The organism is Pseudomonas sp. RIT-PI-AD, assembly GCF_025642785.1.
Taxonomy (GTDB): domain Bacteria; phylum Pseudomonadota; class Gammaproteobacteria; order Pseudomonadales; family Pseudomonadaceae; genus Pseudomonas_T.
The window spans coordinates 62005-86120 of record NZ_JANZKU010000011.1 but is presented as its reverse complement, the minus strand read 5'-3'; the positions used below and the strand labels follow the sequence as shown (position 1 = coordinate 86120).

The window sequence follows — 24116 nt, the reverse complement described above, 5'->3', positions numbered from 1 at the left end:
AAAACAGGGATTTAGAGGAAGAGTCCGGGGCCCGGACGCGCCCCTTCGGGGAATCTGACGCCTACTTTGCGTACCTTGTTCCCTTCCATGGACGCCACGGTCCAGCTCAGGCCGTTCCATTCCACCTGGTCGCCCACCACGGGCTCGCCGCGAATCTGCTGGGCGATGAAGCGGCCCAGGGACAGGTTGCCGTCGGTGCTCCCCAGGTTCAGCCCGTACAGCGCGGCGATCGCCTCCAGTTGCGCGTCGCCTTCGAGGACGAAGTCGCCGAAGAACCGCAGGTCCTGGCCGCGCTGCGGCGCCTGGCTGAACAGGCGGCCGAGGGCGGGCAGGTCGTGCTCGTGGCCGACCACGCAGAGGATGTCGCCGGCTTCGAGGATGGTGCTGCCCGAGGGGTGCAACAGCTCCTTGCCGCGGAACAGCGCGGCGATCCGCGTACCTTCGGGCATGCGCAGTTCGCGCAGCGCGGCGCCGATGCACCATTTGGTCGCGCCGAGGCTGTAGACGAACATCTCCCATTCGCTGGTGGGGTGGATCTCCAGGCCGGCGCGAGAAATCGGCGCCGGTTCCGGCGGCACCGTGACCCGCAACAGCTTGGCCGCCCAGGGCAGGCTGGCGCCTTGCAGCAACAGCGAGACCAGGACGATGAAGAACGCCAGGTTGAAGTACAACTGGGCGTGGGGCAGGCCGGCCATCATCGGGAACACGGCGAGAATGATCGGCACCGCGCCGCGCAGGCCGACCCAGGCGATGAAGGCTTTCTCGCGGTCGTGGAAGGCGCGGAACGGCCACAGGCCCACCAGCACCGACAGCGGCCGCGCCACCAGGATCATCCACAGCGCCAGGCCGAGGGCCGGCAGGGCGATGGGCAGCAGGTCGTGGGGCGTGACCAGCAGGCCGAGGACCAGGAACATGCCGATCTGCGCCAGCCAGGCCATGCCGTCGAGCATGTGCAGGATGCCGTGGCGCCCGCGGATGGTGCGGTTGCCGAGTACCAGGCCGCACAAGTAGACGGCGAGGATGCCGCTGCCGTGCAGGGCGTTGGTCAGGGCGAACACCACCAGCCCGCCGCTCACCACCAGCAGCGGGTAGAGGCCGTGGGCCAGGCGGATGCGGTTGACCGTCTGCAACAGCAGCCAGCCGCCGCCGAGGCCGAGCAGGGCGCCGATGCCGAATTCGGTGACCAGGTGGCCGAGGAAGCCGAAGCTGAATTCGTGTTGGTCGCGGGCCAGCATGTCGATCAGGGTCACGGTGAGGAACACCGCCATCGGGTCGTTGCTGCCGGATTCGATTTCCAGGGTGGCGTTGACCCGTTCGTTGAGCCCCTTGCCGCCGAGCAGGGAAAACACCGCGGCGGCGTCGGTGGAGCCGACGATGGCGCCGATCAGCAGGCCCTGCATGATGCTCAGCTTGAACAGCCAGGCCGCCGCCATGCCGGTCAACCCGGTGGTGATCAGCACGCCCACGGTGGCCATGGACAACGCCGGCCAGAGCGCCACGCGAAAGCTCGACACCCGCGTGCGCAGGCCGCCGTCGAGGAGGATCACCGCCAGCGCCAGGTTGCCCACCAGGTAGGCCAGCGGGTAGTTGCTGAAGCCGATGCCGCCGGGGCCGTCGACGCCGGCGACCATGCCGACGGCAAGGATGATCACCAGGATCGGGATACCCACCCGCGAGGAAATCGAACTCACCAGGATGCTCGCCGCCACCAGCAACGCGCCGATCAGGAACAGGCTGTTGATGGTACTGGCGTCCAAGGGTGTACTCCGGAGATGAGGAAAGGCGGGGAGGCGCGCCGCGCGAAGACCTGCGGTGCTGGGCCGGATTCTAACCTGCGGATTTATCAGGCTGTAAAGGCGTTTTTCGGCGTTTTGCCGAAGGGCGGACAGATTGTTGCCGAGCGGTGGCCGCGAAGCTGCGCGGCGGGCGGCGGATGCCCCGCAATGGTGCCCGGATCGGCGCCGTCGCCGGGTTGACGGCGCGATTCGGTCGCGCCGCGAGACCGCGGCAACCGGCGGGGCGGCGCCTGGAGCAGACGCGCGTCCCCAGGGCCGCGTATCGCGCTAGAACCAGGCCTCCTGCATCGCCAGGCAGGTGTCGTCGCGGGCCTCCAGCAGGGCCAGTTCGTGGTGGCAGCCGGGCACTTCCCAGGTGAGGAAGTAACGCGCCGCCTGCAACTTGCCGCGGTAGAAGTCGGCATCCGTCGCCTCGCCGCGGGCCAGGCCCTGCTCGGCGCGGATCGCCTGTTCCAGCCAGCGCCAGCCGATCACCAGGTGGCCGAACACCTTGAGGTACAGCGCCGAGTTGGCCAGGCCGCGGTTGACCTGGCCTTGCAGCAGGTCGCCGAGCAACCCCAGGGTGACCTCGGAGAGGTTCGCCAGCAGGCGCTCCAGGGGTTCGCGCAGCGGCATCAGCGCCGGGAACTCGCCGGCGCGGGTGCAGGTGTCCTGGATCAATCGGGTCAGGCGCTTGAGCCCGGCGCCACCGTTCTGCCCGATCTTGCGCCCGAGCAGGTCGAGGGACTGGATGCCATGGGTGCCTTCGTGGATCGGGTTCAGGCGGTTGTCGCGGTAGTACTGCTCCACCGGGTATTCGCGGGTGTAGCCATGGCCGCCGAGGATCTGGATCGCCAGTTCGTTGGCCTTCAGGCAGAACTCCGAGGGCCAGGACTTGACCACCGGGGTGAGCAGGTCGAGCAGTTCGTGGGCTTGGCGGCGGCCTTCCTCGCTGGCCAGGGTCTGGCTGTCGTCCACCAAGCGCGCCGCATAGAGCGCCAGGTCGAAGGCGCCCTCGACGTAGGCCTTCTGGGTCAGCAGCATGCGCCGCACGTCGGCGTGGCGGATGATCGCCACCTGGCCCGACGCCGGGTCCTTGCCGTCCGGCAGGCGCCCCTGGGGGCGCTCGCGGGCGTAGTCGAGGGAATACAGGTAGCCGGCGTAGCCGAGCATCACCGCACCCATGCCGACGCCGATCCGCGCCTCGTTCATCATCTGGAACATGTAGGCCAGGCCCTGGTGCGGCCGGCCCACCAGGTAGCCGACGCAGGCGCCGGCGTCGCCGAAGTTCAGCGCGGTGGAGGTGGTGCCGCGGTAGCCCATCTTGTGGAACAGGCCGGCGAGGATCACGTCGTTGCGCGGGCCCAGGGCGCCGTCGTCGTCCACCAGGAACTTGGGCACGATGAACAGCGAGATGCCCTTCACCCCGGGCGGCGCGTCCGGCAGCTTGGCCAGCACCATGTGCACGATATTCTCCGCCAGCGGGTGGTCGCCGCCGGAAATGAAGATCTTGTTGCCACGGATCCGGTAGCTGCCGTCCCCCGCCGGCTCGGCGCGGGTGCGGATATCCGCCAGGGACGAGCCGGCGTGGGGCTCGGTGAGCGCCATGGTGCCGAAGAAGCGCCCTTCGATCATCGGTTGCAGGAAGCGCCGCTTCTGCTCCTCGCTGCCGAAGCTCTCGATCAGGTTGGCCGCGCCCATGGTCAGGAAGGGGTAGGCCGAACTGCCGACGTTGGCCGCCTGGAAATGGGCGAAGCAGGCCTGGGACAGCAGCGTCGGCAGCTGCATGCCGCCCTGTTCGAAGCCGCGGGTGGCATTGAGGAAGCCGGCCGCGAGGAAGGCGTCGACCGCCGGCTTCACCTCGGGGATCAGCACCGCGGCGCCGTCGACGTACTCCGGCTCCTGCTCGTCGCCCTTGCGGTTGTGCGGGGCGAAGTATTTCTCGGACAGGCTGCGCGCGGTGCCCAGGGCGGCGTCGAAGGTTTCGCGGCTGTGTTCGGCGAAGCGTTCGCGCTGGGTCAGGGCTTCGGCATCAAGCACTTCGTACAGCTCGAAGGCCAGGTTGCGGGAACTGAGCAGGGTCTCGGACATGGACGTACCTCCGTGGGATCGGCGCAGTCTAGGGGCCGCGCGCGGCGCCCGCCTAGCACCATGCACGGGCGTGATGGCGGCGCAGAAGCCCGGCCACGCGCGCCGCCGATCGCGGCGGGCCGACAGCGGCTTTTCCCGGCCTGCTAGAATCGCCGCCCGATGAGAGGATCGCCATGAACTACCGCCACGCCTTCCACGCCGGCAACCACGCCGACGTGCTCAAGCACCTCACCCTGGCCCGGCTGATCGCCCTGCTGTCGCGCAAGGAGGCCGCCTTCGCCTATGTCGACAGCCACGCCGGCATCGGCCTCTACGACTTGCGCGGCGACCAGGCCAGTCGCACCGGCGAATGGCAGGCCGGCATCGGCCGCCTGTGGGACGCGCCCGACGCGCCGGCGGCGCTGGCCGACTACCGCGGCGCCATCCTCGCCCTGAATCCCCGCGGCGAGCTGCGCTACTACCCCGGATCGCCGGAGCTGGCGCGCCACCTGAGCCGCGAGCAGGACCGTCTGCACCTCAACGAAAAGCACCCGGAAGACGGCCGCCTGCTCAAGGAGAACATGGCCGGCGACCGCCGCGTCGCGGTTCACCTGGGCGAGGGTTGGCATGTGCCGCGGGCGCTGCTGCCGACCCGCGAGAAGCGCGTGATCCTGCTGATCGATCCGCCCTACGAGCAGTCCGACGAGTTGCAGCGCGGCGCCCGCGCCCTGCAGGAAGCCATCGGCCGCATGCGCCAGGCGGTGGTGGCGCTCTGGTATCCGATCAAGGACGAGCGCCAGCTCAAGCGCTTCTACCGCGACCTGCAGAACAGCGGCGCGCCCAAGCTGCTGCGGGTCGAGTTGCTGGTGCACCCCGCGGACGAGGCGCAGCGCCTGAACGGCTCCGGGCTGGCCATCGCCAACCCGCCCTGGGGCCTGGAGGAGGAACTGCGGACGCTGTTGCCCTGGTTGGCCGAGCACCTGGCGCAGAGCCAGGGGGGCTGGCGGCTGGACTGGCTGATCGAGGAAAAGCCGGGCGCCTGAGCGCCGTTTCAGGCGCGCGCCTGGCGGGGATCGACGTAGTAGGAGAGCTGCTGCCGCGGGTTGAGGTATTCGAGGGCGTCGGCGGGTAGCTGCGCCGGCCGCATGGCGCGGGCGATGGCCAGGCGCGGCTCCTGCTCGAGGTCGACGATCAGCGCTTCCGCCTTGGGTACCTTGGGGTCGTAGAGGATCAGCGTCGGCTTCAGGGGCAGGGTCGGGTGCATGCCCAGCACCAGGCCATAGCGATCGTCCTCCAGTTGCACCAGGCTGCCGGGCGGATAGACGCCCATGCAGCGGATGAAGGCTTTCAACGCCACGTCGTCGAAGCGCCCACGCTGGGCGAACATCTTCGCCAGGGCCTCGTGGGGGCTGAGCCCGTCCCGCGGGTTGAGCGGGTTGCACAGGTTGTCGAAGTGGTTGGCGATGCACACCACCCGGCTCAGGCGGCTGATCGCCGGCTCGTGCAACTGACGCGGGTAGCCGCTGCCGTCGCAATATTCGTGGTGCTCGTGGATGATCCGCAGCACATCGTCGTCGAACATCAGCTTCTGGCCCATGCGCAGCCCGTATTCGGTGTGCATCTGCAGCAATTGCTGCTCGGGGCGGGTGAGCGGCTCGGGTTTGAGCAGCACCTTGCTGGGGATCTCCAGCTTGCCGATGTCGTGCAGCACCGCGCCCATGCCCAGGCTATGGCATGCCTCGGCATCGAAGCCGAGCTGGCGGGCGAGCAGCATGGAGAGCACGGTGACGTTCAGCGGGTGGTAGTAGGCGTCGTCGGAGGCCTTGCCATTGATGCTGTGCAGCACCACGCCATCCTCGGCGAGCACCGCCTCGACCAGTTCTCCGATCAAGGCGCCGGCCTCCTTGGTCAGTTCCTCCGGCTGGCGCCGCAGGGTCTGGGTCAGGCCCTTGGCGCGCTGGCTGGTCTGCACGAACTTGCGGTCGACCTCGGCCAGGCGCTTGCGCAGCACGCTGAGCTTTTCCACGCGTTTCTGCCGCGCCATCTCCTCGGGGCTCGGCGGCGCGGCCTCGACGGGCGCCGTGGCCTCGGCCTGGGGCTCGGGCTCCAGGGGCGGGCAATCGCTGCGCGCCGGGTCGTAGCGGACTTTCTTCAGGCCCAGCTTGTGCAGGGCCTTGATCTGCGCCTCGTCCTTGATCTTGAAGTTGCTGAAGGCGAACGAATGTTCCCACCAGGCTAAATCGAGCTGGACATAGAGACCTACGCAAAGCTGATCGGGGGCGATGTAGAGGGCGTTGCTGTCGGGCATGGGGGCTCGGCATCGGATGCTGGCTGTTCGCTACGAGTCTAGCTCCTTACCGGGAAACGCGGCGGACAGCCGTCGCCCGGCGCGTTCAGCCCGGCAGGCAGACCCCGGTGCCGCCCAGTCCGCAATAGCCATTGGGGTTCTTCGCCAAGTACTGCTGGTGGTAGGCCTCGGCGTAATAGAACGGCGGCGCTTCGGCGATCTCGGTGGTGATCGGTCCGAAGCCGGCCGCATCCAGTTGCGCCTGGAAGCGCGCCTGGCTGGCGCGCGCGGCTTCCAGCTGGGCGGCGTCGGTGCAGTAGATCGCCGAGCGGTACTGGGTGCCCTGGTCGTTGCCCTGGCGCATGCCCTGGGTCGGGTTGTGGGCTTCCCAGAACACCTTGAGCAAGGTCTCGTAGGAGGTCTCGCGGGGATCGAAGACCACCAGCACCACTTCGGTATGCCCGGTCAGCCCGGAGCAGACTTCGTCGTAGGTGGGGTTCGGCGTCGCGCCGCCGGCATAGCCGACGGCGGTGGTCCAGACGCCCAGCTCCTGCCAGAAGCGCCGCTCGGCGCCCCAGAAACAGCCGAGGCCGAACACCGCCTGTTGCAGACCGGCGGGAAAGGGGCCCTGCAAGGGCCGGCCGTTGACTTCGTGGGCCTCGGGAATCGGCATCGGCGTATCGCGCCCCGGCAAGGCCTGGGCGGGGGTGGGGAGTTCCTGTTTGTGGACGAGGATCTGTGAGCGCAGGACCATGGGAGTCTCCTGGATAAGCGGGAAGGCCGGATTCATCTTACCCGGGTTGCCGGGAAACGCGCGCCAGCTCGTCCGGCGGCGAGCACGGGCGTCGGCTCAGTGGGGCGGGTGGCCCGGGCGGCGGCAGGGGTAGCGGCGCAGGCTGGCGAGCAGGTCGCGGCCGGGGATGGGCCGGTCGAACAGGTAGCCCTGGCCGACATCGCAGCGCTGGCGGCGGAGGAAATTCAACTGGGCGGGGGTCTCCACGCCTTCGGCCACCACGGTCAGCTTGAGGTTGTGGGCCATGGCCACCACCGCCGAGGTGATCTCCATGTCGTCCTGGCTGTCGGGGATGTCCTTGATGAAGCTGCGATCGATCTTGATCACGTCGATGGGGAATTTCTTCAGGTAGCTCAGCGACGAGTAGCCGGTGCCGAAGTCGTCCATGGCCAGGGTCAGGCCGAGGCTCTTCAGGCGTCCGAGCTGCTGGCGGGTGTCGTCGGTGGCATCCAGCAGCAGCGATTCGGTGAGTTCCAGCTCCAGCAGTTCGGCGGAGAGCGCCTCCTCGTGGAGGATCGCCGCGATCGAGCCGACCAGGTCGGGATCGCTGAACTGCTTGGGCGACAGGTTGATCGCCACCTGCAACTCGCCCAGGCCGCCCGCGCTGAGCTGGCGGCTCATGCGGCAGGCCTCGCGGATCACCCACTTGCCGATGGGGATGATCATCCCGGTTTCCTCGGCGACGCTGATGAACTGGTCCGGACGGATCATGCCCTTTTCCGGATGGTTCCAGCGCAGCAGCGCCTCCATGCCGACCAACTGGCCGGTGCGCAGGCACAGCTTGGGCTGGTAGAACACCTCCAGTTCGTTCTGCGCCAGGGCGCGGCGCAGGTTGTTCTCGACGAACAGCTTGTAGCTGGCCTCGGCGTTCAGCGCCTCGGTGAACAATTGCACCTGGTGCTTGCCGTTGGCCTTGGCCTTGTGCAGCGCCAGGCCGGCGTGTTTCATCAGGGTCTGCGGATCATGGCCGTGCAGCGGAGCACAGGCCAGGCCCACCGAGCCGGTGATGCTGATCAACTGGTTGTCGACGAACAGCGGTTTGTCGAGGGTCTGCAACACCTGGTTGGCGATCGCCTGGCCCGCCTGAAGGTCGGCGCCGTCGAGCATCACGGCGAACTCGTTGCTGGCGAAGCGCGCCAGGGTGCCGCTGGGCGACAGGCTGTTGCGCAGGCGCCGCGACAGGCTCACCAGCAACTTGTCGCCGGTCTGGTGGCCGAGGCTGTCGTTGATTCGCTTGAAATTGTCGATGTCCACCAGCAGCAGGCTGAGGGGCGTGGCGTCGTCCCGGCGGAAGCGTTCCTCCAGGTTGCGGATGAAGCAGGGGCGGTTGCCCAGGCCGGTGAGGTTGTCCTGGTAGGCGAGCTTCTCGATGCGCTGGTGCGCCAGCTTGCTTTCGGTGATGTCCTCGTAGATGCCGATGTAATGGGTGAGTTCGCCGTTCTCCCCGTACACCTTGGAGATCGACAACTGCGCCCAGTAGGGCTCGAGGTTCTTGCGGCGGCTGCGGAATTCGCCCTGCCAGCTGTTGCCCTGGGCCAGGCTGGAGCGGGCGTCGAACAACTGCTCGTTGAGGTTTTCCAGGACCGGCAGCTGCGCCAGGCGACGGCCGTACACCTCGTCCGTGTCGTACTGGGTGATGGCGGTGAAGCTCGGGTTGACGTACTCCACCAGGCCGTCGCGGTCCACCAGTAGAAAAGCGCTGGCGCTTTGCTCGACGGCGCGCTGGAACAGGTGCAGGGCGCTGGAGGCGCTGCGTCGCTCCTGGTTCATCATGACCTGGGCGTACTGATCGGCGAGCTCGCCGGCGAAGGCGATCTCGTCGGCCTGCCAGACGCGCTCGCTGCCCACGTGTTCCAGGCAGAGCACGCCGATCACCTCGCCGCCGATGCGGATGCTGGCGTCGAGCAGGGCGCTGATCCCGGTGGGGTGCAGGTAGCTTTCGATCAATTCGCGGGTGCGCGGGTCGCTCAGCGCATTGTGCGCGTCTATGGCGCGCCCGCTCTGCAAGGCTTCCAGGTAGACCGGGTAGAGGCCGGCGTCGATCGGCTCGGGGTGCTCGTGGCGGCCGAGGACGCGGTCGTAGCGGATCACCGACTCCAGGCTATCCCCGCGCAGGGTCCAGATACTCACCCGGTCGACGTTGTAGATTTCGCTGGCCGCCTGGGTGATCAGCTCGGCGGCTTCGTGCAGCGGATCGTCGGAGGTGTAGCGATAGCGCGCCAGGCGCACGATCAGGCTCTGCTGCGCCTGCGAGCGGACCAGGTGCTGCAAGTGATCTTCCTGGGAGCGCTGGTAGCCCTCCAGGGCGGCCTTGAGGCGCTGGTTCTGCTCCTCCAGCGGATGGGGCTGGGGCGCCTTGGCCTCGGTCTTTTCGTCGAGCACCAGGAGGTAGCCGCGCAGCAGTTGCCGGCCATGCTGCTGGAAGGGCTCGCCCAGCTCCAGCATGCGCAACGGACCGAGCGGGGTGTGCAGGGTGTAGCTGACCAGGTAGTAGGCGCGCTCCGCCAACTGGGCCTGCAGCGCGTCGTGCAGCCGATAGCGGGCTTCGGGTTCCATCAGGCTGGCGTAGGGGGCGTCGATCAGCGCGCAGAGGGCGCTGGCGGGCAGGCCGAGCCGGCGTTCGCAGCCGGGGTCGAGGAACAGCAGCGCCCAGCTCGGCTCGTTCAATCGCTCGAAGCGCAGCAAGCCGAGCCGCGAAGGCACTGGCAACTGCGTCACAACCTCGGCCACCGTACGGCTGGTGACATCGGGATGGCTTTTCATCGGGCGGTGGGCTTCCAGTATGCTGGCCGGGTTCGGGCATTCGCCCGCTTTATCCTCGTGTTGAGCAAGGGTGCATCATGCGAAAGGGACTGACAAGACAACTCGCTGCGGCGCTGGCCCTGGCGGTGACGCTGGGCGCCGGCGCGGCCCCGGCGGAGCAGGGCGACAAGGGCCTCAGCGGCGCCGAACAGCAGCGTTACATCGCCGAACTCAAGCGCCTGTACCTGACCGACAACGAGCGTAAGGCGCTCCTCGCCCACTGCAACGATCTGCTCAAGACCTACGCCCTGCGCGCGGGCTACCAGGTCGGCCAGGGCGAGCGGGACGATCTCTTCTACCAACTCAGCGTCGGCGCCCAGGGCGAACTGCTCGCCCGCGAGGAACGCCGCGCCGAGCACGGCAATGACGTGGCCGTGCACAACGCCCGCCTGTCGGTATTCGGCGTCGACCCCTTCATCCGTTACGAATGCCCGCAGAGCGGCATCAGCTGCGTCTTCTACAACCCCGCCGATGGCAGCCCCTGGCTGCGCACCGTGCGCGACTTCAAGGGCGCCGGGGAACTGGCCAAGGCCCTCAGCTTCCTGGTGCGCAACGTACAGAAGGGTTGATATCCGGGCGCGAGGACGCGCCCGGATCAGTCCATGTCCCGCCAGCGGAACCCCTCGAGAATGCTCTGGAACCTGGCCTCGTCTTCGCGGGGCCGGTCGGTCCCCAATCCGACGATCAATCGCCCGCCCGCATCGCCTCGCGGATATCCGCCGCCAGTTCGCGCACACGGGCTTCCTCGGTGTCCCAGGAGCACATGAAGCGCGCGCCGCCGGCGCCGATGAAGGTGTAGAAGCGCCAGCCGCGGCCGCGCAGGGTTTCCAGGGCCGGCTCGGACATCTGCAGGAACACGCCGTTGGCCTCCACCGGGAACATCAGGCTGATGCCCGGCACGTCTTCCACCAACTCGGCCAGCAGGCGGGCGCAGCGGTTGGCATGGTGGGCGTGGCGCAACCAGGCATCGCCCTGCAGCAGGCCGACCCAGGGGGCGGACAGGAAGCGCATCTTCGACGCCAGCTGGCCGGCCTGCTTGCAGCGGTATTCGAAGTCTTCCGCCAGGTCGTGGTTGAAGAACAGGATGGCCTCGCCCACCGCCATGCCGTTCTTGGTGCCGCCGAAGCACAGCACGTCGACCCCGGCCTTCCAGCTCAGCTCCGCCGGCGCGCAATCGAGGAAGGCGCAGGCGTTGGAGAAGCGCGCGCCGTCCATGTGCAGGTGCAGGCCCAGTTCGCGGCAGGTTTGGCTGATGGCGCGGATTTCCTCCGGGCGGTAGACGCTGCCGACCTCGGTGGCCTGGGTCAGGGTGACCACGCGCGGTTTCGGGTAGTGGATGTCCTGGCGCTTGAGCGCGATTTCGCGCACCGCCGCCGGGGTCAACTTGCCGTTCTCGGTGCGCGCGGTGAGCAGCTTGGAACCGTTGGAAAAGAATTCCGGCGCGCCGCACTCGTCCGTCTCGACGTGGGCGGTCTCCGAGCAGATCACGCTGTGGTAGCTCTGGCACAGGGAGGAGAGCGCCAGGGAGTTGGCGGCCGTGCCGTTGAAGGCGAAGAAAACTTCGCAGTCCGTGTCGAATAGGCGGCGGAAATGGTCGGCGGCGCGGGCCGTCCACTGGTCGTCGCCGTAGGCGCGCTGGTGGCCGCTGTTGGCCTCGGCCATGGCCGCCCAGGCTTCGGGGCAAATGCCGGAATAGTTGTCGCTGGCGAACTGTTGGGTCTGATCGGTCATGGGTCGAATCCTTTGACGGCGCCGGCGCGCGGGGGCCGGACGGATGCCGCCTACTGTATGCCGGATCGCGCCGCCGAGGAACTCCGCGCCGTGCGCGCCCTCACAAAGAGGAACCTCCGGTCAGCGACCGGTCCGGCCATCGAATGAAAGGAGCCTTGACGATGCGTTATTACCCCTTGATCGCCCTGTGCGCGCCGTTGCTGGCCGCGCTCCCGGTCCATGCCGCCGAGTGGCCGTCCGGTGCCCGGGAATCCTTCGTGAAGGAATGCAAGGCCAGCGCCCAGTCGAACGTCGCTGGCGATCAATTGCAGGGCTATTGCGACTGCGCCGCCGACAAGATCAGCCACGACCTGAGCGAGGCGGAAATCCGCGAGATCGCCACCCTGAAGACGCCCCTGCCGCCCAAGACCCATGAGCGCTTGCTGAGCATTTCCAAGAGCTGCCTGGGCCAGTTGAATCCCCACTGAGTTCCGGCTACTGGTTCTCCATGGCGTTCATCGCTCGCGATTGTCGGTGAACGCCTGATTCCACAGGTCGTCGCACCCTCCCTTCGCGCATGTGCGGTGGATTACGCCGGCAGGCAAGGCTGCCGATAGCGCTGGCATGCAGCGTCCAGTGACAGCTTTCCCCATGGGGCAGGGTACCTTCCAGCATGCAAGGCACCCATCGGTACTCGCGGATCAGCGCTTCCGAACTCACCTGAGTGGGGCGGCTGAAAAAGTTGGCTACCGTCGAGGCGCCCTGCGGCAGGTCGCTCTTACCGCAGGCCGGCGAGGCCGCTTCGAATCGTTCGATACGTACCGCTTCGATAGCGGCGTTCTCGCCGAATGCCATGCACGTCTTGCCGATAGCTTATCCACAGGTCCTTCCATATCTGCTGTAGGTAAAACGGCCAATAGCGGGCGCCTTGCCAAGGTTCTCAGGCTCTTCTAACTTCAAATTCATCCGGCGAGCCTGTTTTCCGTCCGTCATTCACGCCCAAGGCCTGACCCTGCCTGGGTGGAATCCCTCCCCGAACGGGGCAACGCGGGTCTCGGGACGACGAAGAGGCAAGGCCATGGAAGCCCGCTCGGTTACGCCCGCTAGATCCCTACCGCTCCCCTTCTCGGGATGGCCCGTCTCCGGCTACGCAAGAAGCCGCATCGGGTGCCCGCCCGTTTCCGTCTCCACCCATAAGCACCACCCCTTCAAGCCACCCGCACCCGATGCGGCGCGGCGCTATGGAAGACCGTGAATCGATGATCAAGGAGAAACAGATGAACGCCACGAGCCGATTCCCGTTGTATCGCTGGTTCCTGTTATTGGCATTGTTCGCCGCGCCCTGGCTGGCGGCCCCCAGCGCCTTCGCCGCCGACCCGCCGTGCAACGCCGATGCGAGCTGGATCAGCCAGCCGAATCCGCCGGGGGAGATCCCCGAGGGCGCCAACGCCGATTTCTGCGATTTCTACCAGTTCTCCTGGCAGTGGTTCCTCGCCCTGGCGAGCCCGGCGGCCGATGGCAGCGGGCTGCGCAACTTCCAGGTCCCGGCCAACTATCCGCTGTTGCAGGCCACCGGCACCGACTCCTGCGGGCCGAACGTGCCGGCCGAGGCGATGTTCGTGCGCTCGGTGAAGGCCATGTCCGCCAATACGCCGTTCGTTCTGCCGGAGCGCACCGGTCAGGCCGGCGGCGGGGCGACCATCTTCGATCAGCAGGGCAACGTGGTGTTCTACGAGATCCGCTTCAGCCGCAACCTGTGCAACACCGGCGCGATCCAGACGGCAGCGAACTTCCCGGCCGGTACCACCGAGATCAAGACCGCCTGGCGGATCATCACGCCGGCCGAAAAGGCCAGCTATTTCTGGCTGGAGGCCAACGTCGACGGCGTACCGGGTAACGAGCTGCTGGGCCTGGTCGGCTTCCACCTGGCCATCGCCACCGCCCTGCACCCGGAATTCGTCTGGGCCACCTTCGAGCATCGCAGCAACGTGCCCGAGTGCCAGGCGCCGGGCACCGCACCGGCGAGCGGCTGGTCCTTCACCAGCGCCAACTGCGCCAGCCAGTTGCCGAACATGCCGCCGGCCTGCAAGTTCAACACCGCCGGGCCGAGCCAAAACCTCACCGGTACGCCTTCGGAAATCTGCCGGGTCTTCCACGACGGCACCGACCCCTCGGACGACAAGGGCGCCGAGAACGCCGCCATCGTCGATGGCCTCAACAGCCAGCTCCACGGCTTCCTCGCCGGGCTGTCCAGCGACGATCCCATGGCCGTCTGGCAGAACTACCTGAACGTCGGTGCGCTCTGGGAGAGCGACATCAAGCAACCGTCGGCGATCATCAGCAACCAGCGCGGTTCGATCCGCCTGGCCAACACGGTGATGGAAACCACCTTCCAGCAGGTCAATCCCGCGGCGTCCTTCGTCTCCAACTGCTTCGGTTGCCACAACTACGCCACCCCGGCGAGCAACACCTTGCCGTCGGCGTCCCTGAGCCACATCTTCGACGACGTGCTCAACGGCCAGTGCAAGGCGACCGACGTCCAGGCCGGGCCGATCTGGAACAACGACGACGCCCAGCAGAAGTGCGTGCAAACCTGCAAGGACAAGGGCGGCTGGAACGGTAACTGGACCACCACGGTGCAGGGGCGCATGTCCGTCTGCGGCTGTTGCGGAGGCTGAGCTGCACGAAAAACATCCGATTCGCCGCAGGCCGCGGCGAGTCGGGCCCCCAAGGCGGTCCGCACAACCTATCCACAGGGCGATGCACAGGGACTGTGAGTAAAGCGCGGCGTCCTGGCCCGCTTGTGCGGCCATGACGCGATGGGTCGCGCGGGTGAGGTCCCCGTCCAAGCGCTGGTCGAAAAACGTACAGATAACTCGGAGCCCCGGCTGGCCTGGTCCTTCGGCGAGGCTGTACAGCTTATCCACAGCGTCCTGCACAGCGGTTGTGGGTAAGCGGACGGAGGCTGCTTGAAGCCTGTTCGAAAAACGTCCAGCGCCCGCCCTCCGCGCGGACACAGGCCGTCGCGGGCCTGCCGACAGCTTGTCCACAGGGTCATCCACCGAAACGGTGAATAAGCGCTCGGGCGGCTCGGTTCCGCTCCCCCTCGCCGCCCGGTCGAGGGCGACGGCGACCGGCTTCAGCGTCGGGCGAACGCCTGCAAGCAGCCGGGCCGCCTGCTCCCGCGCTGCTCCTTGCCAGCCCGGTCAGGGCCGGACCCGGCGGGCGCCCGGCGTATTTGTCGCCGCCTCGCGTTGCCCCCGCTTCGTCTGCAATGCCACACTGCGCGCCACTTGCCGGACCCTGGCGGCCGCGCCCTGGCGCGCGCCAGGGTCCGGCTATCAGGATCCAGGCCCGCGGGGCCTGGACGCTCTCCCGAACTCACGCGCTCAGCGGATGGATCTCGACCCATGTCTGTGGAACCCCGGATCGGTAAACCTCTCCCGGCCACCCCCATCGGCCTCAAGCATCACCTGGCCTTCACCCTCGCTGCCGCCTGCCTGTTGATGCTGATGTATTCGGCGCTGCGCCTGGCGCTGCTGGCCTACAACAGCGAACAGATCGGCGCCACCCCGGCCGACACCTTCGTCGAAGCCTTCCTCAACGGCCTGCGTTTCGACCTGCGGCTGGTGGTCTATGCCTGCGCGCCGCTCCTGCTGGCGCTGCTCAGCCTGGCAGCGATGAACGCCCGCGGGGCAATGCGGGCCTGGCTGACGGTATTCGCTAGCGGCACGCTGTTCCTCGGCCTGATCGAGCTGGACTTCTATCGCGAATTCCACCAGCGCCTCAATGGCCTGGTCTTCCAGTACGTCAAGGAAGACCCGAAGACCGTGATGAGCATGCTCTGGTACGGTTTCCCGGTGCTCCGCTACCTGCTCGCCTGGGCGCTGGCGACGCTGCTGTTGGCCTGGGCCTTCAAGGCCCTGGACCGCTGGACGCGGCCGGCGCCGGCGGCGATGTCGGTGGGTGCGACGAGCGCGCGCGGCGCTTGGTACTGGCGCCTGCCGGTGTTCGTGGTGTGCCTGCTGGTGGCGGTGGTCGCCGCCCGCGGTACCCTGCGCCAGGGGCCGCCGCTGCGCTGGGGCGATGCCTTCACCACCGAGTCGATGTTCGCCAACCAGCTCGGCCTCAACGGCACCCTGACCTTGATCGCGGCCGCCAAGAGCCAGTTCTCCGACCATCGCGAGAACGCCTGGAAGAGTGCGATGCCGGAGGAAGAGGCGCGGCGCCTGGTGCGCGAGATGCTGCTGACCCCCGAGGATCGCCTGGTGGACGCCGACACCGCGCCGGTGCGCCGCGACTACCGGCCGCCGGCGTCGGGCACCCTGCCGATCCGCCACGTGGTGGTGATCCTGCTGGAAAGCTTCGCCGGGCATTACGTCGGCGCCCTGGGCGCGCCGGGGAACATCACCCCGTACTTCGACAAGCTGGCCAAGGAGGGCGTGCTGTTCGACCGCTTCTTCTCCAACGGCACCCACACCCACCAGGGCATGTTCGCCACCATGGCGTGCTTCCCCAACCTGCCCAGCTTCGAGTACCTGATGCAGATGCCGGAGGGCAGCCACAAGTTTTCCGGCCTGCCGCAACTGCTCAGTGCCCGCGACTTCGAGAACCTCTACGTCTACAACGGCGACTTCGCCTGGGATAACCAGGCCGGGTTCTTCGGCAACCAGGGCATGAGCAATTTCATCGGCCGCGGCGACTACGTCGATCCGGTGTTCTCCGACCCGACCTGGGGCGTTTCCGACCAGGACATGTTCGACCGCGGCGCCGAGGAGCTGGCCAAGCTGGATGACAGCAAGCCCTTCTACGCGCTGTTGCAGACCCTCTCCAACCACACGCCCTACGCCTTGCCGGAGAACCTCCCGGTGGAGCCGGTGCGCGGCTACGGTTCGCTCGACCAGCACCTGACCGCCATGCGCTATTCCGACTGGGCCCTCGGCCAGTTCTTCGAGAAGGCGCGCCAGGCGCCCTACTTCAAGGACACCCTGTTCGTGGTGGTCGGCGACCACGGCTTCGGCAGCAACGAGCAACTCACCGAAATGGACCTGTTCCGCTTCAACGTGCCGCTATTGCTGATCGGCCCGGGCGCCCGGGAAAAATTCGGCGCGGTGCGCGACACCGTGGGCACCCAGATCGACATCGTGCCGACCATCATGGGCCGCCTCGGCGGCGACGTCCGCCACCAGTGCTGGGGCCGCGACCTGCTGAACCTGCCGGCGGGCGACGCGGGCTTCGGCGTGATCAAGCCCTCGGGCAGCGACCAGACCGTGGCCATCCTGTCCGGCGGGCGCATCCTGGTGCAGCCGCGCGACATGCCGGCGCGGGTCTACGACTATCGCCTGGGCGCCGACGCGGTCAGCCGGCACATCGAGGGGGCGCCGGACGAAGCGCAACTGAAGCGCCGCCTGGACGCGTTCCTCAAGATCGCCACCGACAGCCTGCTGGACAACACCGCAGGGGTGGTCGACGGCAAGCCCTGAGGCGGCCGGCCAACGACGGGCCGGCCACAGGGACGATGGGTTTGATGAGGGTCAAGCGCCACGCGCCTGGCCCGCCCTAAGATGCAAGGATGCTCATGGAACGGGAAGGCGGGATGAAACAGGCAAGCAAGCAACCTCTCCTCTGGGGCGCTATCGCCCTGATCATCGCCGGTGGCGCCTTCTTCGCCTGGCGCGCGCTCGCCCCGAGCGACCTTGGCGAGGACTTCGCCAGCGGTAACGGTCGCATCGAGGCCACCGAACTGGATGTGGCGACCAAGCTGCCCGGGCGGGTCACCGAGTTGCTCGTCGACGAGGGCGATTTCATCCAGGCCGGCCAGGTGCTGGCGCAGATGGACACCCAGGTGCTCCAGGCGCAGCTCGACCAGGCCCAGGCCCAGGTACGCCAGGCCGAGAACGCCAAGCTCACCGCCGCCGCCCTGGTGGCCCAGCGCGAGAGCGAGAAGGCCACCGCCAACGCCGTGGTGGCCCAGCGCGAAGCCGAGGTGACCGCCATCCAGAAGCGCTTCGCCCGTACCGAGACCCTGGTCAAGCGTAATGCCATGCCGCAGCAACAGCTCGACGACGATCGCGCGGCCCTGCAAAGCGCCCAGGCCGCCCTGGCGGCGTCGCGGTCCCAGGTGATTTCCGCCGACGCCGGCATCGCCGCTGCCCGCTCCCAGGTGATCGAGGCGCAATCGACCATCGAGGCGGCCAAGGCCGGCACCGAGCGACTCGCCGCCGACATCCGGGACAGCCAGCTCAAGGCGCCCCGCGGCGGCCGCGTGCAGTACCGCGTGGCCCAGGTCGGCGAGGTGCTGCCGGCCGGCGGCAAGCTGCTCAACCTGGTGGACCTGTCCGACGTCTACATGACCTTTTTCCTGCCCGCGCCCCAGGCCGGTCGCGTGCGCCTGGGCGACGAGGTGCGCCTGGTGATCGACGCCCTGCCGGAATACGTGATCCCGGCCAAGGTGTCCTATGTCGCCAGCGTCGCCCAATTCACCCCGAAGAGCGTGGAGACCGCCCGCGAGCGGGAGAAGCTGATGTTCCGGGTCAAGGCGCGGATCGACCCCGAGCTGCTGCGCAAGCACATGGACTACGTGAAGACCGGCGTGCCCGGCATGGCCTACCTGCGCGTGACGCCTGACGTGGAATGGCCCGCCCGGCTGCAGGTCAAGGTTCCGCAATGACCGCCGCGGCGAGCGTGGCGCGCCTGGAGGGGGTGACGCTGCGCTACGGCGCGACCCTGGCGCTGGACGGCGTGGACCTGGAGTTGCCGGCCGACCGCATGGTCGGGCTGATCGGCCCGGACGGGGTCGGCAAGTCCAGCCTGCTGGCGCTGCTCTCCGGCGCGCGCCGCCTGCAGGCCGGCGAGGTGCGGGTGCTGGACGGCGACATGCGCTCCGCCGCCCATCGCCGCGCGGTCTGCCCGCGCATCGCCTACATGCCCCAGGGCCTGGGCAAGAACCTCTACCCGACGCTCTCGGTGTTCGAGAACGTCGACTTCTTCGGGCGGCTGTTCGGCCATGCCCGCGCCGAGCGCGAGCGGCGCATCGCCGACCTGCTGCACAGCACCGGGCTGGCGTCCTTCGCCGACCGCCCGGCCGGCAAGCTCTCCGGCGGCATGAAGCAGAAGCTCGGCCTGTGCTGCGCGCTGATCCACGACCCCGACCTGCTGATCCTCGACGAGCCCACCACCGGGGTCGATCCGCTGTCGCGCAACCAGTTCTGGCAGTTGATCGGGCGCATCCGCGCCGCGCGCCAGGGCATGAGCGTGCTGGTGGCCACCGCCTACATGGAGGAGGCGGACCGCTTCGACTGGCTGGTGGCCATGGACGAAGGCAAGGTGCTGGCGACCGACACGCCCCAGGCGCTGCGCGAGCGGACCGCTACCGGCAGCCTGGAAGACGCCTTCGTCGCCCTGCTGCCGGAGCGCCGCCGGCTCGGCCACCGGCAACTGGTGATCCCGCCGCGCGCCCAGCAGGGCGCGGCGGCGGAGGTGGCCATCGAGGCGCGCGGGCTGACCTGCCGCTTCGGCGATTTCGTCGCCGTCGACCACGTCAGTTTCCGCATCGAGCGCGGGGAGATCTTCGGCTTCCTCGGCTCCAACGGCTGCGGCAAGTCCACCACCATGAAGATGCTCACCGGCTTGCTGCCGGCCAGCGAGGGCGACTGCGCGCTGTTCGGCCGGCCGGTGGATGCCGGCGACATGGGCACCCGGCGCCGGGTCGGTTACATGTCCCAGGCGTTCTCCCTGTACAGCGAGCTCAGCGTGCGGCAGAACCTGGTGCTGCACGGGCGGCTGTTCCACATGCCCGAACCGCTGATCGCCACCCGCGTGGCGGAGATGCTGCAGCGCTTCGACCTGGAAAAGGTGGCCGACGAACAGCCCGACGGCCTGCCCCTGGGCATCCGCCAGCGCCTGTCGCTGGCGGTGGCGGTGATCCACCAGCCGGACATCCTGATCCTCGATGAGCCGACTTCCGGGGTCGACCCGGTGGCGCGCGATACCTTCTGGGCGCTGATGATCGACCTGTCGCGCAACCAGGGCGTGACCATTTTCATCTCCACCCACTTCATGAACGAGGCGCAGCGCTGCGATCGCATCTCGCTGATGCACGCCGGCCGCGTGCTGGCCAGCGACACCCCGGCCGAACTGGTGCGGCAGCGCGGCCTGGGCAGCCTGGAGGCGACCTTCATCGCCTACCTGGAAGAAGCCGCCGGCGTGTCCGCGGCGGAACCCCAGGCGCCCGCGGCGGCGCCCGAGGCGTCGGCGTCCCGGCGTCCGCCGGTGCGGTTCAGCCCGTTGCGCCTGTTCAGCTATGCGCGCCGCGAAGCCATGGAACTGCGCCGCGACCCGATCCGCCTCACCCTGGCGCTGCTCGGCACCCTGCTGTTGATGTTCATCATCGGCTACGGCATCAGCCTGGACGTGGAGGACCTGTCCTACGCGGTGCTCGACCGCGACCAGACCACCACCAGCGAGGCCTACGCGTTGAACATCGCCGGCTCGCGCTACTTCGTCGAGCGCGAACCCATCCGCGACTACGCCGAACTCGACCGGCGCATGCGCAGCGGCAAGCTGAGCCTGGCGATCGAGATTCCCCCGGGTTTCGGCCGCGACCTCAAGCGCGGCGCCCAACCGACCATCGGCGCCTGGGTCGACGGCGCCATGCCGACCCGCGCCAGCACCGTGCTCGGCTACGTGCAGGGGCTGCACGCCAGCTACCTCGGCGAACTGGCGCGACAGACCCCCGGCGCCAGCCCGAACGGGTATGCCGGGCTGGAAGTGCGCTACCGCTACAACCCGGACGTGGAGAGCCTGCAGGCGATGGTCCCGGCGGTGATCCCGCTGCTGCTGATCATGATCCCGGCGATGCTCACCGCCCTCGGCGTGGTGCGCGAGAAGGAGCTGGGCTCGATCACCAACCTCTACGTCACGCCGGTGACCCGCCTGGAGTTCCTCGTCGGCAAGCAACTGCCCTACGTGGTCATGGGGATGATCAACTTCCTGCTGATGGCCGCCCTGGCGGTGCTGGTGTTCCGCGTGCCGCTCAAGGGCAGCTTCCCGACCCTGCTGCTCGGCGCGTTGCTCTACGTGATCACCGCCACCGGCCTCGGCCTGTTCCTGTCCACCTTCATGCGCAGCCAGATCGCCGCGGTGTTCGGCGTCGCCATCGCCACCATGATCCCGGCGATCCAGTTCTCCGGGCTGATTCACCCGGTGGCGTCCCTGGAAGGGGCGGCCGCCTGGATCGGCAAGCTCTACCCGGCTTCGCATTTCCTCACCATCAGCCGCGGGGTGTTCTCCAAGGCGCTCGGGTTCCACGAGCTGGCGCCGTATTTCGTGCCCCTGCTGATCGCCATCCCGCTGCTGACCACCCTCAGCGTGCTGTTCCTGAAGAAGCAGGAGGCCTGAGATGGGGGGGCTCGCCAACGTCTTCAACCTCGGCATCAAGGAATTCCGCAGCCTGGGCCGCGACTACGCGATGCTCGCGCTGATCCTCTGGTCCTTCACCCTGGGCGTCTACAGCACCGCCACCGGCCTGCCGGAAACCCTGCACCGGGCGCCCATCGCCGTGGTCGACGAAGACCGCTCGCAGTTGTCCACACGCCTGATCGAGGCCTTCCAGCCGCCCTATTTCCGTTCGCCGGAATTGATCGACGAAGCGCAGATGGACCTCGGCCTGGACACCGGCCGCTACACCTTCACCCTGAACATCCCGCCGGACTTCCAGCGCGACGTGCTCGCCGGCCGCACGCCGGCGGTGCAGCTCAACGTCGACGCCACGCAGATCGGCCAGGCCTTCACCGGCGCCGGCTACATCCAGAACATCTTCGCCACCGAAGTGGCCGAGTTCGTCGGCCGCTCCCGCGGCGGCACCACGCTGCCCGCCGGCCTGGCAGTGCGCACCCAGTTCAACCCGAACCTGACCCAGGCCTGGTTCGGCGCGGTGATGGAGGTGATCAACCAGATCACCATGCTGTCGATCATCCTCACCGGCGCGGCGTTGATCCGCGAGCGCGAGCACGGCACCCTGGAGCATCTGCTGGTGATGCCGCTGTCGGCTTCGGAAATCATGCTGGCCAAGGTCTGGTCGATGGGCGTGGTGGTGTTGCTGGCGGCGGCCTTCTCGCTGCGCGTGGTGGTGGAAGGCTGGCTGGCGGTGCCGATCGGCGGGTCCCTGGCGCTGTTCCTGGCGGGGGCGGCGCTGCATCTGTTCGCCACCACCTCCATGGGCATTTTCCTCGCCACCCTGGCGCGCTCCATGCCGCAACTCGGGCTGCTGACGATCCTGGTACTGATCCCCCTGCAGATTCTCTCCGGCGGCACCACCCCGCGGGAAAGCATGCCGGTGCTGGTGCAGAACATCATGCTGCTGGCGCCCACCACCCATTTCGTCGGCCTGGCCCAGGCGATCCTCTACCGCGGCGCCGGCCTGGACATCGTCTGGCCGCAACTGCTGGCGATCCTCGGCATCGGCAGCGCGTTCTTCTGGGCGGCGCTGCGACGCTTCCGTTCGACCCTCGCGCAGATGGCCTGAGGGCGTTCCCTCAGGCGGGCTTCTCGCACAGCTCGCGCACCGCGGCGGCCAGGCCGTCGAGGCTGAACGGCTTGTTCAGCAGCCGGGCATTGCCGTCGAGCCTCAAGCGTTCGAGCAGGGTTTCGTGGGCATAGCCGGTGATGAACAGGACTTTCAGCCCCGGTCGCGCGCGCCGGCCGAGGGCGGCCAGTTCGTCGCCGCCGAGGCCCGGCAGGCCGATGTCGGTGACCAATAGGTCGAGCTTCTCCGCGGACTCCAGCCACTGTCGGCCGGCCCCGGCATCGGCCGCCTCCAGCACCCGATAGCCGCGTTCGCTGAGGGCTTCCAGCAGCAGCGCGCGGATCGCGTGGTCGTCCTCGACCACCAGGATGCGCTCGCCCCGCACCGGCCGCGGCGACGCCTGCTCCGGCGGGCCCTCGACCTGGGCGTCGTCGGCTCGCTCCAGGTGTCGCGGCAGGTAGAGGCGCACGCAGGTGCCGCGCTGGGTGTCCGAGACGATGCTGACGTGGCCGCCGGACTGCTTGGCGTACCCGTAGATCATCGGCAGGCCGAGCCCGGTGCCCTGGCCGATGGGCTTGGTGGTGAAGAAGGGGTCGAAGACCTTGTCGAGCAGTTCCGCCGGGATGCCGGTGCCGCTGTCGGTGACGCTGAGGACCACGTAGTCCCCCGGCGCCATGTCCGCCGCCTGGCCGGCGCCGGCCGCGTCGAGGCTCAGGTTGCGCGTCTCGATGGTCAGCCGGCCGCCGTCGGGCATGGCGTCGCGGGCGTTGATCGAGAGGTTGAGCAGGGCGCTTTCCAACTGGTTGGCGTCGGTGTTGGCCGGCCAGATGGCGGGGCCCAGCCGGTACTCCAGCACGACCTTCTCGCCGAGGGTGCGCCGCAGCAGTTCCTCCATGTCGGCGACCACCGCGTTGAGGTCCACCGCGCCCAGGCACAGCGCCTGCTTGCGGGCGAAGGTCAGCAGGCGGTGGGTCAGCGAGGCGGCGCGCTGGGTGGCGCTGAGGGCCATGCCGATGTAGCGCTCCAGGTCGTCCCGCTGGCCGTTGTCGAGGCGCCGTCGCAGCAGTTCCAGGGAACCGCTGATGCCGGTGAGCAAATTGTTGAAATCGTGGGCGATGCCGCCGGTGAGCTGGCCGATGGCTTCCATCTTCTGGCTTTGCCGCAGCAGGTCCTCCAGTTCCCGGCGCCGCTGGATGTCCCGCCCGGAGGCGTAGAACAGGTCTTGCTCCGGGGTGCAGGTCCAGCTGTACCAGCGGTAGCCGCCGTCGGCGCGGCGCACCCGGACCTGGAAGTCGTCCTGGCTGTCGCGGCGGATCAGGCGCTTCACCTCGGCCAGGGTCGCGTCCCGGTCGTCCGGGTGCACCAGTTCGTCGAAGCGCCTGCCGACGAGGTCCGTCGGCCCGTAGCCCATTTCCCGCGTCCACGACGGATTGGCGCTGCGCAGGTAGCCGTCGAAGCCGCACACCAGGTACAGGTCGCGGGAAATGCCCCAGACCCGGTCGCGCTCCTCGGCATCGTCCCCGGCCGGCTGCCCCGCGAGGGCGGCCAGGGCGCGAACCCCGGCGCTGGTCTCGTGGGTGGCGCAGAGCAGGCCGACGGCGACGCCGCGTTCGTCGCGCAGGGACGAATAGCAGGACGACCACCAGCTTTCTTCGCTGCGGCCATCGCGGATCACCCTGCGCCTGAGGTCCCGCGTTTCATGGCCCGGTTCGCCGCAGCGGTCGGCCGCCGGCGGTTCGACCTCGTGCCAGGGGTGCGCGCGGACCCGCGCCAGCGGCTGCCCGAGGGCTTCTTCGAGGTCCTGGTCGAGCAGGGGCAGGTAAGCGTCGTTGCAGAAAAACCAGCGCTGTTCGCCGAACGCCAGGGACAGCGGCCGGGCGGCGTCGAGCATCGACGCCAGCGTGGCGCGCAGCACGGCCGGCCAGCGCGCGGGGGGCCCGAGGGGCGAAGCGGCCCAGTCCCGGGCGCGGAGCGAAGCCGTGATCCGGCTCCGGGCAGGCAGAAAATCGAATTCATCCATGAAAAAGCCCGCGTGGCAGATGGCGAGTGGAAAGCCTCGCCGCGCCCCGGCACCCATGCCGGAGGCGAGGCGGACTCAGTGTAGCGCCTGGATTCCGCCAGTGGCCAACGTCGAGGCCGGCGCAGGCCGCGCCC

Annotated in this window: 16 protein-coding genes; 8 read left to right on the top strand and 8 right to left on the bottom strand. The window is 68.4% G+C overall.

The features are described from left to right. Nucleotides 1–11 precede the first annotated feature (11 nt). Together OGL92_RS11830 and OGL92_RS11825 are read right to left on the bottom strand one after the other, a co-directional pair. Nucleotides 12–1757, bottom strand: coding sequence for a potassium/proton antiporter (locus OGL92_RS11830; RefSeq protein WP_263143810.1), 1746 nt, complete (start codon nucleotides 1755–1757; stop codon nucleotides 12–14). Nucleotides 1758–2063: 306 nt separating this feature from the next. Further along, nucleotides 2064–3866: an acyl-CoA dehydrogenase gene (locus OGL92_RS11825; protein ID WP_263143809.1), complete on the bottom strand. Its 1803-nt coding sequence runs from the start codon at nucleotides 3864–3866 to the stop codon at nucleotides 2064–2066. Nucleotides 3867–4039: 173 nt separating this feature from the next. Between OGL92_RS11825 and rlmJ the strand changes: the two genes are divergently transcribed. Continuing rightward, nucleotides 4040–4888: a 23S rRNA (adenine(2030)-N(6))-methyltransferase RlmJ gene (gene rlmJ / locus OGL92_RS11820; RefSeq protein WP_263143808.1), complete on the top strand. Its 849-nt coding sequence runs from the start codon at nucleotides 4040–4042 to the stop codon at nucleotides 4886–4888. An 8-nt stretch (nucleotides 4889–4896) separates the two neighbouring features. Here rlmJ and OGL92_RS11815 read toward each other — a convergent pair whose 3' ends face one another. The 3 genes from OGL92_RS11815 to OGL92_RS11805 all read right to left on the bottom strand — a co-directional run bounded on the left by OGL92_RS11815 (nucleotide 4897) and on the right by OGL92_RS11805 (nucleotide 9688). Beyond that, entirely contained in the window at nucleotides 4897–6153 is a 1257-nt protein-coding gene (locus OGL92_RS11815; RefSeq protein WP_263143807.1) for an HD domain-containing phosphohydrolase, read from the bottom strand. 85 nt (nucleotides 6154–6238) lie between these two features. Beyond that, nucleotides 6239–6886: a peptide-methionine (S)-S-oxide reductase MsrA gene (gene msrA / locus OGL92_RS11810; RefSeq protein WP_263143806.1), complete on the bottom strand. Its 648-nt coding sequence runs from the start codon at nucleotides 6884–6886 to the stop codon at nucleotides 6239–6241. Between the two features lie 96 nt (nucleotides 6887–6982). Then, nucleotides 6983–9688 carry an EAL domain-containing protein gene (locus tag OGL92_RS11805; RefSeq protein ID WP_263143805.1) on the bottom strand — a complete coding sequence of 902 codons (2706 nt, stop codon included), beginning with the start codon at nucleotides 9686–9688 and terminating at the stop codon, nucleotides 6983–6985. A gap of 77 nt (nucleotides 9689–9765) precedes the next feature. On the opposite strand from OGL92_RS11805, the gene OGL92_RS11800 reads away from it, so the two are divergent. Continuing rightward, nucleotides 9766–10296: a hypothetical protein gene (locus OGL92_RS11800; RefSeq protein WP_263143804.1), complete on the top strand. Its 531-nt coding sequence runs from the start codon at nucleotides 9766–9768 to the stop codon at nucleotides 10294–10296. A 115-nt stretch (nucleotides 10297–10411) separates the two neighbouring features. Here OGL92_RS11800 and OGL92_RS11795 read toward each other — a convergent pair whose 3' ends face one another. Further along, a complete protein-coding gene (locus OGL92_RS11795) occupies nucleotides 10412–11458 on the bottom strand; it encodes a low specificity L-threonine aldolase (protein ID WP_263143803.1) in 1047 nt (348 codons plus the stop codon). 161 nt (nucleotides 11459–11619) lie between these two features. Between OGL92_RS11795 and OGL92_RS11790 the strand changes: the two genes are divergently transcribed. Beyond that, on the top strand, nucleotides 11620–11925 hold the full coding sequence (locus tag OGL92_RS11790; protein ID WP_263143802.1) for a hypothetical protein: 306 nt from the start codon (nucleotides 11620–11622) through the stop codon (nucleotides 11923–11925). A 7-nt stretch (nucleotides 11926–11932) separates the two neighbouring features. On the opposite strand, the gene OGL92_RS11785 is transcribed toward OGL92_RS11790, so the two are convergent. Further along, entirely contained in the window at nucleotides 11933–12292 is a 360-nt protein-coding gene (locus tag OGL92_RS11785; RefSeq protein WP_263143801.1) for a hypothetical protein, read from the bottom strand. A 422-nt stretch (nucleotides 12293–12714) separates the two neighbouring features. Between OGL92_RS11785 and OGL92_RS11780 the strand changes: the two genes are divergently transcribed. The 5 genes from OGL92_RS11780 (at nucleotide 12715) to OGL92_RS11760 (ending at nucleotide 21962) form a co-directional block, all read left to right on the top strand. Next, entirely contained in the window at nucleotides 12715–14115 is a 1401-nt protein-coding gene (locus OGL92_RS11780; protein ID WP_263143800.1) for a mannan-binding lectin, read from the top strand. A gap of 732 nt (nucleotides 14116–14847) precedes the next feature. Continuing rightward, nucleotides 14848–16920 (top strand): LTA synthase family protein, encoded by a 2073-nt coding sequence (locus OGL92_RS11775; protein WP_263143799.1) that lies wholly within the window; start codon nucleotides 14848–14850, stop codon nucleotides 16918–16920. Nucleotides 16921–17033: 113 nt separating this feature from the next. Next, nucleotides 17034–18107, top strand: coding sequence for an HlyD family efflux transporter periplasmic adaptor subunit (locus OGL92_RS11770; RefSeq protein ID WP_263143798.1), 1074 nt, complete (start codon nucleotides 17034–17036; stop codon nucleotides 18105–18107). Next, nucleotides 18104–20836, top strand: coding sequence for a ribosome-associated ATPase/putative transporter RbbA (gene rbbA, locus OGL92_RS11765; protein ID WP_263143797.1), 2733 nt, complete (start codon nucleotides 18104–18106; stop codon nucleotides 20834–20836). Before OGL92_RS11770 ends, rbbA begins: the two co-directional genes overlap by 4 nt. A gap of 1 nt (nucleotide 20837) precedes the next feature. After that, a complete protein-coding gene (locus OGL92_RS11760) occupies nucleotides 20838–21962 on the top strand; it encodes an ABC transporter permease (protein WP_263143796.1) in 1125 nt (374 codons plus the stop codon). A gap of 10 nt (nucleotides 21963–21972) precedes the next feature. Here the strand turns inward: OGL92_RS11760 and OGL92_RS11755 are convergent, their stop codons facing one another. After that, entirely contained in the window at nucleotides 21973–23877 is a 1905-nt protein-coding gene (locus tag OGL92_RS11755) for a PAS domain-containing sensor histidine kinase (protein ID WP_263143795.1), read from the bottom strand. Nucleotides 23878–24116 lie beyond the last annotated feature (239 nt).

Excerpts from the sequence above, each read along its gene's own strand:
- OGL92_RS11825 (WP_263143809.1), bottom strand. The coding sequence starts at position 3,866 with ATGTCCGAGACCCTGCTCAGTTCCCGCAACCTGGCCTTCGAGCTGTAC.
- rlmJ (WP_263143808.1), top strand. The coding sequence starts at position 4,040 with ATGAACTACCGCCACGCCTTCCACGCCGGCAACCACGCCGACGTGCTC.
- OGL92_RS11815 (WP_263143807.1), bottom strand. The coding sequence starts at position 6,153 with ATGCCCGACAGCAACGCCCTCTACATCGCCCCCGATCAGCTTTGCGTA.
- msrA (WP_263143806.1), bottom strand. The coding sequence starts at position 6,886 with ATGGTCCTGCGCTCACAGATCCTCGTCCACAAACAGGAACTCCCCACC.
- OGL92_RS11805 (WP_263143805.1), bottom strand. The coding sequence starts at position 9,688 with ATGAAAAGCCATCCCGATGTCACCAGCCGTACGGTGGCCGAGGTTGTG.
- OGL92_RS11800 (WP_263143804.1), top strand. The coding sequence starts at position 9,766 with ATGCGAAAGGGACTGACAAGACAACTCGCTGCGGCGCTGGCCCTGGCG.
- OGL92_RS11795 (WP_263143803.1), bottom strand. The coding sequence starts at position 11,458 with ATGACCGATCAGACCCAACAGTTCGCCAGCGACAACTATTCCGGCATT.
- OGL92_RS11790 (WP_263143802.1), top strand. The coding sequence starts at position 11,620 with ATGCGTTATTACCCCTTGATCGCCCTGTGCGCGCCGTTGCTGGCCGCG.
- OGL92_RS11785 (WP_263143801.1), bottom strand. The coding sequence starts at position 12,292 with ATGGCATTCGGCGAGAACGCCGCTATCGAAGCGGTACGTATCGAACGA.
- OGL92_RS11780 (WP_263143800.1), top strand. The coding sequence starts at position 12,715 with ATGAACGCCACGAGCCGATTCCCGTTGTATCGCTGGTTCCTGTTATTG.
- OGL92_RS11775 (WP_263143799.1), top strand. The coding sequence starts at position 14,848 with ATGTCTGTGGAACCCCGGATCGGTAAACCTCTCCCGGCCACCCCCATC.
- OGL92_RS11770 (WP_263143798.1), top strand. The coding sequence starts at position 17,034 with ATGAAACAGGCAAGCAAGCAACCTCTCCTCTGGGGCGCTATCGCCCTG.
- rbbA (WP_263143797.1), top strand. The coding sequence starts at position 18,104 with ATGACCGCCGCGGCGAGCGTGGCGCGCCTGGAGGGGGTGACGCTGCGC.
- OGL92_RS11760 (WP_263143796.1), top strand. The coding sequence starts at position 20,838 with ATGGGGGGGCTCGCCAACGTCTTCAACCTCGGCATCAAGGAATTCCGC.